Below are 12,862 nucleotides of genomic sequence, written 5' to 3'. Positions count from 1 at the left end.
CGCGTCACTTCCCCGCCTCCAGCCCGTGCGGCGTCAGCGCCACCTCCGCCAGCGAGGCCAGCCAGTCCACCAGCAGCGCGAGCGCCACCGTCAGGACCGAGCCGAGGACGAGGACCGCCATCCGCTGCGTCTGGATCCCCGAGGTGATCAGATCCCCGAGCCCGCCGCCCCCGCCGAAGGTGGCGAGCGTCGCCGTGCCCACATTGAGCACCAGCGCCGTGCGCACGCCGGCGAGGATCAGCGGTACGGCCAGCGGCAGCTCGACCTTCCCGAGCGTGCCGAGCGCCGACATGCCGATGCCCCGGGACGCCTCCACCAGCTGGGGATCGATCGCCCGCAGACCGGCCACCGTGTTGGAGAGCACCGGCAGCACCGCGTAGATCACCATGCCGATGATCGCGGTCGAGGGGCCGATGCCCAGCCAGATGACCAGCAGGGCGAGCAGGCCGATCGCCGGGGTCGCCTGGCCGATGTTGGCGAGCGCGGTGAAGAGGGGCGCGGCCCTGGCCAGCCGCCGGCGGGTCAGCGCGATGCCCAGCGGGATGGCGATGATCAGCACCCAGAAGGTGGAGATCGCCGTCAGCTTCACGTGCTGCCACAGCCGCAGCCGCACATTGCCGTCGTCCAGGGAGTTGCGGGCGACCGAGTCGAGGTCGGCGTCGGCGATCCACAGGAAGGTGGCGAGCAGGGCCGCCGCCACGACGACGGGCAGGACCACCAGCCTCTGCCAGGTGATCCGGCGCGGTGGCGGAGGTGGCGGAGGGGGTTCCTCCTCCTCGACCGCGTGACCGTCGTCGCGGAAGGCGTGACCTCGGACGTCGTGCTCGCCCGGCGGGCGCCGCTCGGCCGGGATCACGTGTCCCCCTCCGGCTCCCGCTCGGTCTGGCTGTGCCGCAGCTCCTCCAGATCGTGCTGCTGCTCGATCGCCGCCAGCCGGTCGGCCTCCAGGAGCTCCTGCACGGAGTTCATCAGCGTCTGCATGTCGACGACTCCGATGAACTCCCCGCGCCGCCCGGTCACCGCCACCCGGCCGCCGGAGTCGATCAGCACCGCCTCCAGGGCGTCGTGCAGGGTCGCGTCCCGCGTCACCGTGTCGTGCACCAGCTGGCCCGCCCCGGCCGGCGAACCCTTGGCCCGCATGAGGTCGCCGCGCCGCAGCCACTTGTACGGACGTCCGCGCCGGTCCAGCATCAGCAGCTCGCTGTGGGTGCTCCCGCGCAGCATGTTGAAGATCGACTGGAGTGGGTCGTCCACCGTCACCGTCGGGAAATCGGCGATCTCCACCTCCCGTACGCGGGTCAGGTTCAGCCTCTTGAGGGCCGCCCCCGCCCCGACGAAACCGGAGACGAAGTCGTCGGTGGGGTTGGTGAGGATCGCCTCGGGGGTGTCGAACTGGGCGATGTGCGAGCGCTCGCGCAGGACGGCGATCCGGTCGCCCAGCTTGATCGCCTCGTCGAAGTCGTGGGTGACGAAGACGATCGTCTTGTGCAGCTCGTGCTGGAGCCGGATCAGTTCGTCCTGGAGGTGGTCGCGGGTGATGGGGTCGACCGCGCCGAACGGTTCGTCCATCAGCAGGACGGGCGGGTCAGCGGCCAGCGCCCGCGCCACTCCGACGCGCTGCTGCTGTCCGCCGGAGAGCTGGCGCGGATAGCGGCCGTGGAACTCGCGCGGGTCGAGACCGACGAGGTCGAGCATCTCCTCGACCCGGTCCTTCACCCGCGCCTTCGACCAGCCGACCATCCTCGGTACGAGAGCGATGTTCTCGGCCACCGTCATATGGGGGAACAGCCCGGAGGACTGGATCGCGTACCCGACCTTGCGGCGCAGTTTCACCGGGTCGATGTCGGTGACGTCCTCGTCGTTGATCCGGATCCGGCCGCCCGACGGCTCGATCAGGCGGTTGATCATCTTGAGCGTGGTCGACTTCCCGCAGCCGGACGGGCCGACGAAGACCACCGTCTCGCCGGCCTTGATCTCCATGGTCACGCTGTCCACGGCGGGCTGGGGACTGCCCGGATAGCGCTTGGTGAGGTTCTCCAGCTCGATGGAGGCCCCGGAGGTGACGGCGGGGGTCCCGACCGGTGTCGTTTCGGGCGCGGTCTCAGACACGGATCCCCCTCGGAATGGTCAGCCGGCCGATCAGTACGTACGCGGCGTCGAAGAGCAGGGCGAGGACGATGATGCCGAGCGTCCCCGCCAGCACCTGGTTGATCGCGTTCGCGCTGCCCAGCGAGGCGATGCCGCGGAAGATCTCGTTGCCCAGGCCGGGGCCCGAGGCGTACGCGGCGATGGCGGCGATGCCCATCAGCATCTGGGTCGACACCCGGATGCCGGTCAGGATCGGCGGCCAGGCCAGCGGCAGCTCGACCCGGAGCAGCCGGGCCGTCCGGGACATGCCGATGCCCTTGGCCGCGTCCACCAGGTCCGGGTCGACGCCGCGCAGGCCGACGACCGCGTTGCGCACGATGGGCAGCAGCCCGTACAGGGTCAGGGTGATCACGGTCGGCGGGACGCCGAGGCCGACGAGCGGGATGAGCAGACCGATCGCGGCGAGGGAGGGAATGGTGAGGAGCGAGGCGGTGGACAGGATGGCCAGATTGCCCGCCCACGGGCTGCGGTAGGTCAGCAGACCGATGAGGAGCCCGAGCAGGGTGGCGATGACCATGCACTGGAAGACCGCGCTGACGTGCTGGAAGGCGTCCGTGAGCAGCTGCTGATGCCGGTTGGCCAGATAGTCCCAGAAGCTCACACGCCTCCCCCTTCACAGGGCTCGTCCCTCTCGGCCGTCCCTCGCGAGGCCGTGTGCTCCGGCCGTCCCCCGCACGACCGTCCTCGCCCCACCGTCCTGTTCCGGCCGTCCCTCGCACCACCGTCCTGCTGAGGCCGTCCCGCTCCTACCGGGGCTCGTCCTTCGCGGCCTGCTCCACCAGGGGGATGATCCGCAGCGGTACGGGGTTCTCCATGACGATCGCCGTGGAGGCCCGGACGATGCCATCAAAACCGACAACCCGGTCGATCACCCGCTGGAGATCGGCGTTGGAGCGGGCGACGAGCCGGCAGAGCATGTCGCCGTGACCGGTGGTGGTGTGCAGCTCCAGCACCTCGGGGACGGTCGCCAAGTGCCCCCGTACGTCCGCCCCTTGCCCCTGCTTGATCTCCAGGGTCGCGAACGCCGTCACGGGGTAGCCGAGGGCCGCCGGATCGACCTGCGGGCCGAAACCGCGGATGACTCCGTTCGACTGAAGACGATCGAGCCTGGCCTGGACCGTGCCGCGCGCGACGCCGAGGCGCCGGGACGCCTCCAGGACCCCGATGCGCGGCTCCCGCGCCAGCAGCACGATCAGACGCCCGTCCAGATGATCGATCGCCACAGCGTCCTCCCAGTGGTCATCATGTACAAGTCGCCCGCCCATACTGGACTCGCGCTGTGCAGATTGCCCACCCCTGAGGCGAACTATTGCGCAGCTTGCCGTTCGGCGGGACTCTGCCCCCATGACTGAGACCATCCAGCACACCCCCTCCACGGCGCGGCAGGCCGACCCCTTCCCCGTGAAGGGAATGGACGCGGTCGTCTTCGCCGTCGGCAACGCCAAGCAGGCCGCGCACTACTACTCCACGGCCTTCGGCATGAAGCTCGTCGCCTACTCCGGACCGGAGAACGGCAGCCGCGAGACCGCCAGTTACGTCCTGACGAACGGCGCCGCCCGCTTCGTGTTCACCTCCGTCATCAAGGCCTCCACCGACTGGGGCCGCTTCCTCGCCGACCACGTCGCCGCACACGGCGACGGCGTTGTCGACCTGGCGATCGAGGTGCCCGACGCGCGCGCCGCGTACGCGTACGCCGTCGAGCACGGCGCCACGGGCATCACCGAGCCGTACGAGATGAAGGACGAGCACGGCACCGTCGTCCTCGCCGCCATCGCCACCTACGGCAAGACCCGCCACACCCTCGTCGAGCGCTCCGGCTACGACGGCCCCTACCTGCCGGGCTTCGTCCCCGCGAACCCGATCGTCGAGCCGCCGGCCAAGCGCACCTTCCAGGCCATCGACCACTGCGTGGGCAACGTCGAGCTCGGCAGGATGAACGAGTGGGTGGCGTTCTACAACAAGGTCATGGGCTTCACGAACATGAAGGAGTTCGTGGGCGACGACATCGCCACCGAGTACTCGGCGCTGATGTCCAAGGTGGTCGCGGACGGCACCCTGAAGGTGAAGTTCCCGATCAACGAGCCGGCGATCGCGAAGAAGAAGTCGCAGATCGACGAGTACCTGGAGTTCTACGGCGGCGCCGGCGTCCAGCACATCGCCCTCGCCACCAACGACATCGTCGCGACCGTCCGCTCCATGCGGGCCAACGGCGTCCAGTTCCTCGACACCCCCGACTCGTACTACGACACCCTCGGCGAGTGGGCGGGCGAGACCCGGGTGCCGATCGAGACCCTGCGCGAGCTGAAGATCCTCGTCGACCGCGACGAGGACGGCTATCTGCTGCAGATCTTCACCAAGCCGGTCCAGGACCGCCCGACCGTCTTCTTCGAGATGATCGAGCGCCACGGCTCCATGGGCTTCGGCAAGGGCAACTTCAAGGCCCTGTTCGAGGCGATCGAGCGCGAGCAGGCGAAGCGCGGCAACCTCTAGTCCGCGTACGTGTGGCCCCACGGAGCCTGACCTGTGGGGCCGCACCCCTGTCAGGGCTTCGGTGCGGCCGCCTGTGCCCGCCTCTGGCCGGCCTTCTCGTCGCTCTCCGGCTTCTCGGGCTTCTCGGGCTTCTCGGGCTTCCGCGGGTTCTCCGGCTTCTGCGGGCTCTCCGGCTTCTCCGGCTTCTCCGTGCGGGAGGGTGCCGAACGCAGCTCCGTCGGCAGCTCGTCCGGCGGATCACCCAACGCCCGCACCGCCTTCTCCGCCTTCGGAGCGAGCAGCGGCGAGAACCACGGATTGATCCGCAGCGCCTCCGCCAGATGGCGACGGGCCGGACCGTACTCCTCCAGAGCCCGCTCGATCTCCCCCCGGTGGTACGAGAACAGCGCGCTCCGCAGCCCCTCCTCCGTCGCCCGCTTCGCGTACTCCAGGGCCTCCTTCGGCTCCCCGGCCCGGAACAGCGCCCACCCCAGCGCGTCCGCCACGTGCACCGACCGGTGGCCGCGCGCCCACTCCGCCTCCAGCCGCCGCACCGCCGCCTCCGCTTCCCCGTGGTCCGCCTCGAACAGGCCGAGGACCACCTCCGCGTTCGACCGGTTCGCCCACACCCCGCTCGTCAGCCGGTCGTACAGCGCACGCGCGTCCTCCGCCAGGCCCAGCGAGTCGTACAGCTCGCCGGCCTCCAGGACGTACTCCGGCAGCGGCAGCCGTTCCAGTGCCGCCCGGTAGTCGCGGAGCGCCTCGTCCGTGCGGCCGAGCGCCGCCAGCGCCCGCGCCCGCCCGGCCAGCGCGGGACCGTGGTCCGCTACGAAACGCAGCGCCGTCCCGTACTGCGCCACCGCCTCCTCCGGCTCGCCCCGCTCCCACGCCAGGTCACCCACGCGGGTGAGGGCCGCCGCCTTCTCCGTACCCGTCTCCGCCCGCCCCGCCGCGTCCAGCGCGGCCGCCGCCGCGTCCTCGCGCCAGCCGCGGTTGCGGTACGTCTGCGCGGCCCGCGCGCTGACCTGCGCTCCCGTGTGCAGCTCCGCCAGCTTGTCCATCGCCCCCCGGGCCGACGTGTAGTCCCCGAGACCGTTGTACGCGTCGATCAGCAGCGGGTACGCCGTCCAGCGCTTCGGGTTCGCCTTACGGACCCGCTCGCCCCACGTCTTGGCCGACTTCCAGTCGCCACGGGCGTTGGCCAGGGCGCCGAGACCCAGCTGCGCGTCGAGGTTCCCGCGCTCGGCCGGCACCACCGCGAGCGAGCGCCGCAGGGCCTGTTCGGCCCGCGAGTAGAACGCGGCGTCGCCCAGCCGCCCGCCCCGCTCCGTATAGGCCGCGCCCAGCACGGCCCATGACGCCTCGTCGTCCGGGTGCGCCTTCAGCCACTTCTCCCGGTCACCGATCAGCGCGGCGAGATCCGGCAGCGACGCCTCGGCACCCGCGTTCGCCGCGATCATCGCCCGCGCGGCCGGGCCCGGAGCCGGCGGCGGACCGTCCTCGAACAGACCGGGTGCGAAATCCGGGGCGTACAGCAGCGCCGTCGCGGCGAACACCGCGCCCACCCCGGCCGCGAGGACCGTCCTCGACACGTTCTCCGTCTTCATGGCGCTTACTGTGCGCCTGTACGAAGAGCACACGAAGCGCCCACTCCGGCGGGTTCACACCGATGGCCCCGGCTGCCAGGCTGGACGCATGGACGATCTTCTGACGCGGCTCCACGACGAGCTGCGGGCCGGGCTCCCGGACGAGGCCCTGATCACCGACCCGGACGTGATGGACGCCTACGCCCGCGACATGGCGAGCTTCTGCGCGGCCGGCGCCCCCGCCGTCGTCGTACTCCCGCGCACCGTCGAACAGGTCCAGCACGTCATGCGGACGGCGACCGCGCTCCGCGTCCCGGTCGTCCCGCAGGGCGCGCGCAGCGGCCTTTCCGGCGCCGCCAACGCCACCGAGGGCTGCATCGTGCTGTCCCTGGTGAGGATGGACCGCATCCTGGAGATCAACCCCGTCGACCGGATCGCCGTGGTCGAACCGGGCGTGATCAACGCCGTGCTGTCCCGGGCCGTCAACGAGCACGGCCTGTACTACCCCCCGGACCCGTCGAGCTGGGAGATGTGCACCATCGGCGGGAACATCGGCACCGCGTCCGGCGGACTGTGCTGTGTGAAGTACGGAGTGACGGCGGAGTACGTCCTCGGCCTCGACGTCGTCCTCGCCGACGGCCGGCTGCTCAGCACCGGCCGCCGCACCGCCAAGGGTGTCGCCGGATACGACCTGACCAGGCTCTTCGTCGGCTCCGAAGGCAGCCTCGGCATCGTTGTCAGAGCGGTGCTCTCGCTCCGGCCGCAACCCCCGCGGCAGCTCGCGCTCGCCGCCGAGTTCCCCTCCGCGGCCGCCGCCTGCGAGGCCGTCTGCGCGATCATGGAGCGGGGCCACACCCCGTCGCTGCTGGAGCTCATGGACCGCACCACCGTCCACGCGGTCAACCGGATGGCGCGGATGGGGCTCCCCGACTCGACCGAGGCGCTGCTCCTGTGCGCCTTCGACACCCCGGATCCGGCCGCCGACCTCGCCGCCGTCGGGGAACTGTGCACGGCGGCCGGGGCCACGCAGGTCGTACCCGCCGAGGACGCCGCCGAGTCCGAACTGCTGCTCCAGGCCCGCAGGCTGTCGCTCACGGCCCTGGAGACGATCACGTCCGCGACGATGATCGACGACGTGTGCGTACCGAGGACGAAGCTGGCCGCGATGCTCGACGGTACGGCCGCCATCGCCGCCAAGTACGACCTGACCATCGGCGTCTGCGCGCACGCGGGAGACGGCAACACCCACCCGGTCGTCTGCTTCGACCAGGCCGACGAGGACGAGGCGCGGCGGGCGCGGGAGTCCTTCGACGAGATCATGGCGCTCGGCCTGGAACTGGGGGGCACGATCACCGGCGAACACGGCGTCGGTGTACTGAAGAAGGAGTGGCTGGCCCGCGAGCTGGGCCCGGTGGGCCTTGAGCTCCAGCGCGGGATCAAGCGGACGTTCGACCCGCTGGGCCTGCTGAACCCCGGGAAGCTGTTCTGACGTTCCGCGGTAGCGATTCACGCGTCTCCGTCCTGAGAGTCGTCCGACGGCCACGGGTCGCGCGGCCACAGCTCGTCGGAGACGGCGGTCGTCGCGAGGAGTTCGGCCAGCCCGTCGTCGATGCCCAGCTGCTCGGCCTCGGTGCCCGGCGGCACGGCGCGCAGGGTCCGCTCCAGCCAGGCGGACACCTGCGCGGACGGCGCTTCGAGCAGCGCGTCCCCGTCGGGGGAGGAGAGGGCCATCAGCACGACGTCGCGGTCGTCGACCTTGGTGGGCCAGATCCTGACGTCCCCGTGCCCACAGGGCCGGAAGACGCCCTCGACGAGCAGCTCCCGGGCGAAGGTCCAGCTGACCGGGTGGTCCGAGCCGATGTGGAAGGTGATGTGGACGGCGTAGGGATCACCGGTGCGGTAGGCGAGCCGGGCGGGCACGGGGACGCTGCGTTCGGGGGAGAGCACCAGCTTCAGCTCCAGCTCGCGCTCGACGACGGTGTTCTCGGTGTTCTGCATGGCCTTGCTCCCTCTCGTACGGGGGCCCCGGGCGGGCCCGCAGAGGGAGAGAGCGGGGTGGGCGCGAGGTATGACGCGACTTCGGAGCAGTTTTTCGGGGGAGTTTCCGGGGGCGGGAGGAGGGACGGTCGTGCCTGGCCGCCGCGCGGTCCGGGCGGTGACGGCGGACCTTCGCGACCTCCGAGCCGGCGCGGCGTGCGGGGCATCCGGGCGCACGTACACTCGGCCCATGAACAGCCACGGCTAGCGCCTCTCGTTCGGATCATGCCGGGCTCGCGGGCCTGCTCCCTCCCGCCGCACCACCTTCCGCGACGCGTCCACCCCGGCGGCCCGGCCTGATCACCGCGCTCCGACCGGCCCCTCGCCTCGAGGGCGACGCATCGCCCTTCCCACCCCACCACCGCAGTCCCGACGCTCGTCGGCGCTGCCGCCAGGCGAGGGCCGCACGCCGGGCCGTAGCCGTCTCCGAAGGGACCACCGTGAAGTTGAGCGGGTTGTTGACCGGCCATGAGCACCACGTCGTCCAGGGCGACACCGAATCGACGCGGGTCACCGCGGGCACCACCTTCGACGTCGACCGGGTGGTGCCGGGCTCGCTCTTCATCGCCGTACCCGGCCACCGCGGCGGCGGCCCCGCCTCCATCGGCGCGGCGCTGGCGCGCGGGGCGGTGGCGGTACTCGTCGACGCCGAGGGAGCCGCCGCCGCGCCCCCGGGAGGGGAGCTGCTGCCCGCCGTGTGCGTCGTACGGGTACCCGACACCCGCAAGGCGGCCGCGGTCGTCTCCTCGCGCTATTTCGGCGAGCCGGGCCGGGACATGGACGTGGTGGCCGTCACCGGGACCAACGGGAAGACCTCCATCTCCTACATGGTCGAGTCGCTGCTCAGGATCTCGGAGGGCGCCTCGGTGGGCGTGATCGGTACGGCGGGCAGCCGGATCGGCGACGAGATGATCCCGATGCCGCCCTCGGTGCTGACCACACCGGAATCGCCCGACCTGCAGTACCTCCTGGGCCGTATGCGCGACCAGGGCACCGGCAGCGTGGTGCTGGAGGCCACCTCGATGGCTTTGCAGACGTACCGGATGGACAGCACCTTCGCCGACGTCGGCGTCTTCACCAACCTGACCCAGGACCACCTGGACGACCACGGCACGATGGCCCACTACACGGACGCCAAACTGCGGCTGTTCCAGGGGCTGTGCCGGCACGCGGTCGTCAACGTGGACGACGCCGTGGGAGCCGGCATCCGCCTGATGATGCCGGACGCGGTGACCACCTACGGCCTGGACGAGGAGGCGGACTTCCGCGCCACGGACCTGATCGCGGACGCCTCGGGCACACGGTTCACGCTCAACCACGGGGGCCGGGCGTACCCGGCGTCGATCCCGGTCCCGGGCCGCTTCTCCGTCTCCAACGCCCTGGCCGCCGTCGCTGCCTGCCACGTACTGGGGCACGACCTGGACGGGCTGGTCGCCGCGCTCGCCCAGATGCCGCCCGTACCGGGCCGGTTCGAGCGCTTCGTGACCCCCGCCGGGACGTCGGTGATCGTGGACTACGCGCACTCGCCCGACTCCCTCGACAAAGTCCTCACGGCCATCCGAGGCTTCGCCCGGGGCCGGGTCGTCACCGTCTTCGGCTGCGGCGGAGACCGCGACACCACCAAGCGGGCCGAGATGGGCCGCATCGCCGGCACCCATTCCGACCTGTGCGTCCTGACGTCGGACAACCCCCGCGGCGAGGACCCCGAGGCGATCCTGGACCAGATCGCCCCCGGCATCGAGGCCACCGGCACGCCGTACGAACGCTCCGCCGACCGTCGCCGGGCCATCGCCCTCGCGCTGTCCGCGGCTCGGCCCGAGGACATCGTCCTGATCGCCGGAAAGGGCAGCGAACCGCACCAGATCGTGGGCGAGGAACTGCTCCCCTTCAGCGACATGGCGACCGTCCGCGAGCTGGCCTCCCGCCGGCTCCTGTGAATCGGAACCCCGGCCCGGCGGGCAGGGGCCTCGGTCACGATCGGTGACAGGAAGGCCGGGAGGCCCCTCCCGACGGACGACCGTCGGCCTGAGCGTGACGGTGAGTGGCGAGATTGTGGGGATGTCGCTCGAAGGCGGGTTTTCTCTCGGCCTCCGTCGTTCCGCGGCGTCGTTCTTCGTTACTGTCCTCCTTGGGCCGAGCGCCCGATGGTCGACGGAGCTTTGTGACGGAACGGAGTCGGGGCAGTGGCTACTCCTCCTGGAGCCGGCGGGGAGGTACCGCAGGCCGGGTACTACCCGGACCCGTCCATTCCCGGGTACATCCGGTACTGGAACGGGGGCGCCTGGGTGCCCGGGACGAGTCGTCCCGCGCCCAAGGAGGGCGAGTCCCTGCCGGCGGCGCCGGTCGCGGTGATGCCCTCGGGGCCTTCGCCCGCTCCGGTCCCGGCGCCCGCGCCGGCGCAGGTGCCCGCCGTGGAGGAGACCGGCCCCGTCTTTCTGGACGAGGACCCGGAGATCGACACACGGGCCGAGCCCGAGCCGGCCTCGGCGTGGCAGGCGGACACCGCCCGGCAGACGGGTTTCGGCGGCGACCGCGACCAGAAGGTCCGCTGGGGCGCGCCGGACCAGGACCAGGAGCGGCACCAGGACCCGGAGGCCTCGGCCCCCGCCGTCGGCAGGGACCCGCGCATCGCCGCCGCGTCCCCGCCCCGGCTCGGCGGCATGCCCGTCACCCCGGCCACGGCCGCGGACCCGACGGGCGGCGCGCTGCCCGGGGTACGGCAGACCGCCAAGGCCGACCGTCAGCGCCCGCCCGCCGACGGCACGATGACGATCCGCGCCGTGCCGCCGCAGGCGGACAGGGCCGGACGCGGCGGACAGTCACCCCAGGCGGAGCGGGCCGGGTCGGGCGCCGAGGCGCCGCAGCAGTACGACGACCCTCAGGCTCTCCCGACCTCGCAGGGGACGCGGAGCTCCCAGGCGCCCTACGGCCCGCCCGCCGAACAGGGCCCGCAGGCGGCGCCGCACGGCGCCCAGGCCGCTCCGGTGAGCCAGAGCCGGCCCGGACGGCAGGGCCCGCAGGCGCCCCACGCCCCGCAGGGACCCCAGGCACCCCACACGCCTCACGGACCGCTCCCCGGCCAGGCCCAGCCCGCCCCCGTCACCGCCCCCGTCACCACCGGACCCGGTGGTGGTGCGCCGTCGTGGGCGCAGCAGGTGCACCAGCTCGCCCAGCCGTCCGGCGGACAGGCCGAGTCCGAGCAGCCCGTGCTGCCCTGGAAGCCACCCGTCGAAGACCCGTTCCTCCAGGCCGCCCGTGCCCAGGCCGCCGCACGGCCCGCCGGGCTCGGTAAGCGTCTGGTCGCCCGGCTCGTCGACACCGTCGTGCTCGGCGCGCTCAGCGGCGCCGCGGCCTTCCCCTTCGTCGTCAAGGCGCTCGACCACATCGACGCCAAGATCGAGGCGGCCAAGCAGTCGGGAGTCACCGTCCAGGTCTGGCTCCTGGACGGCACCACCTCCCTCTACTTCGGGATCGCGCTGGCCGCCCTGCTCGTCCTCGGGCTGCTCTACGAGGCGCTGCCCACCGCCAAGTGGGGCCGCACGCTCGGCAAGAAGCTCTGCGGCCTCCAGGTACGGGACATCGAGGCGCACGAGCCGCCGGCCTTCGGCGCGGCCCTGCGCCGCTGGCTCGTGTACAGCGTCCTCGGCCTGCTGGCCGTCGGTGTTCTCAACGTGCTGTGGTGCCTCGTCGACCGCCCCTGGCGCCAGTGCTGGCACGACAAGGCGGCCCGCACCTTCGTCGCCGGCTGACCGCCCGGTCCCTGACCGGCTCGGTCCGGGGCGGCGTGCCCGTCGGGCGCCCGCACCCGAACACCCCGTACAGCGGTCCCCCGAACGGGCGGCGAATCCTTGCGGGGGCCCGCCACGCGCGGTGCACTGCCCCCATGAGCAACGACCAGCCGACGCCCGGCCAGCCGCCCGAGGACGATCCGTTCCTCAAGAAGCCGCAGGACCCCACGCCGCCGTCGGCGGGGTCTCCGTACGGCAGTCCGCCGCCGGACGGTCCACCGCCCGAAGGCCCCCCGCCCGGCGGGCCGGGCTCGACCGGCTCGCCGTACGACAGCGCGCCGCCTCCTCCGCCGTACGGCGGTTACGGGGGCGGCTACGGCGGTACCGACCCGCTCGCCGGGATGCCGCCGCTCGCCGAGTCCGGCCGGCGCATCCTCGCCCGGATCATCGACTGGCTGATCATCGCCGTACCGCTCGCGATCATCGGCATCCCGTTCGACGTCTACGACCGGGCCACCGAGAACGACGCCGACTTCGGCGACACCGTCAACAGCTTCAACGGCGGCAGCCAGCTGATCTTCCAGCTCCTCACCATCGTCGCGTACATCGCCTACGACACCGTGATGACGGCCAAGGACGGCCAGACGCTGGGCAAGAAGTGGATGAAGCTGCGCGTCGCGATGCTCAACGACGGCTCCACGCCGTCGATGAACACCTCGCTGATCCGTGCCGTCGTGCTCTGGCTGCCCGCGCTGATCTGCTGCGCGTGTCTGTGGCCGCTGCTGATCCTGATCCTGATCCTGGTGGACAAGCCCTACAAGCAGGGCCTCCACGACAAGGCGGCCAAGACGGTCGTGGTCTCCGTCCCGCAGTAGCCCCGGCGGACGGGAACCA

Annotated in this window: 11 protein-coding genes; 5 read left to right on the top strand and 6 right to left on the bottom strand. The window is 71.9% G+C overall.

Going from position 1 to position 12,862, the window contains the following annotated elements; all coding sequences use genetic code 11:
* Positions 1–4 precede the first annotated feature (4 nt).
* From ACWDX6_RS25410 to ACWDX6_RS25395, 4 genes are all read right to left on the bottom strand, one after another.
* Positions 5–856 (bottom strand): ABC transporter permease, encoded by an 852-nt coding sequence (locus ACWDX6_RS25410; protein ID WP_451487191.1) that lies wholly within the window; start codon positions 854–856, stop codon positions 5–7.
* Entirely contained in the window at positions 853–2,109 is a 1,257-nt protein-coding gene (locus ACWDX6_RS25405) for an ABC transporter ATP-binding protein (protein ID WP_451487190.1), read from the bottom strand. The genes ACWDX6_RS25410 and ACWDX6_RS25405 overlap by 4 nt, the downstream gene beginning before the upstream one ends.
* Positions 2,102–2,749, bottom strand: coding sequence for an ABC transporter permease (locus ACWDX6_RS25400; protein ID WP_451487189.1), 648 nt, complete (start codon positions 2,747–2,749; stop codon positions 2,102–2,104). Before ACWDX6_RS25400 ends, ACWDX6_RS25405 begins: the two co-directional genes overlap by 8 nt.
* A gap of 145 nt (positions 2,750–2,894) precedes the next feature.
* On the bottom strand, positions 2,895–3,371 hold the full coding sequence (locus tag ACWDX6_RS25395; RefSeq protein ID WP_403294401.1) for an Lrp/AsnC family transcriptional regulator: 477 nt from the start codon (positions 3,369–3,371) through the stop codon (positions 2,895–2,897).
* A 121-nt stretch (positions 3,372–3,492) separates the two neighbouring features.
* Here ACWDX6_RS25395 and hppD point away from each other — a divergent pair, with 121 nt between their 5' ends.
* Entirely contained in the window at positions 3,493–4,638 is a 1,146-nt protein-coding gene (hppD, locus tag ACWDX6_RS25390) for a 4-hydroxyphenylpyruvate dioxygenase (RefSeq protein WP_451487188.1), read from the top strand.
* Positions 4,639–4,688: 50 nt separating this feature from the next.
* Here the strand turns inward: hppD and ACWDX6_RS25385 are convergent, their stop codons facing one another.
* Positions 4,689–6,224: a tetratricopeptide repeat protein gene (locus tag ACWDX6_RS25385; protein ID WP_451487187.1), complete on the bottom strand. Its 1,536-nt coding sequence runs from the start codon at positions 6,222–6,224 to the stop codon at positions 4,689–4,691.
* An 88-nt stretch (positions 6,225–6,312) separates the two neighbouring features.
* On the opposite strand from ACWDX6_RS25385, the gene ACWDX6_RS25380 reads away from it, so the two are divergent.
* Positions 6,313–7,692, top strand: a complete 1,380-nt coding sequence (locus ACWDX6_RS25380) for an FAD-binding oxidoreductase (RefSeq protein WP_451487186.1) — start codon at positions 6,313–6,315, stop codon at positions 7,690–7,692.
* 17 nt (positions 7,693–7,709) lie between these two features.
* Here the strand turns inward: ACWDX6_RS25380 and ACWDX6_RS25375 are convergent, their stop codons facing one another.
* Entirely contained in the window at positions 7,710–8,201 is a 492-nt protein-coding gene (locus ACWDX6_RS25375) for an SsgA family sporulation/cell division regulator (RefSeq protein ID WP_451487185.1), read from the bottom strand.
* 479 nt (positions 8,202–8,680) lie between these two features.
* On the opposite strand from ACWDX6_RS25375, the gene ACWDX6_RS25370 reads away from it, so the two are divergent.
* From ACWDX6_RS25370 to ACWDX6_RS25360, 3 genes are all read left to right on the top strand, one after another.
* Positions 8,681–10,177, top strand: coding sequence for a UDP-N-acetylmuramoyl-L-alanyl-D-glutamate--2,6-diaminopimelate ligase (locus tag ACWDX6_RS25370; protein WP_451487184.1), 1,497 nt, complete (start codon positions 8,681–8,683; stop codon positions 10,175–10,177).
* Between the two features lie 246 nt (positions 10,178–10,423).
* A complete protein-coding gene (locus ACWDX6_RS25365) occupies positions 10,424–11,989 on the top strand; it encodes an RDD family protein (RefSeq protein WP_451487183.1) in 1,566 nt (521 codons plus the stop codon).
* A 134-nt stretch (positions 11,990–12,123) separates the two neighbouring features.
* On the top strand, positions 12,124–12,843 hold the full coding sequence (locus ACWDX6_RS25360) for an RDD family protein (RefSeq protein WP_451487182.1): 720 nt from the start codon (positions 12,124–12,126) through the stop codon (positions 12,841–12,843).
* Positions 12,844–12,862 lie beyond the last annotated feature (19 nt).

This window comes from Streptomyces sp. NPDC003027, from assembly GCF_053591435.1.
This window is presented reverse-complemented; position numbering and strand designations above follow the sequence as displayed.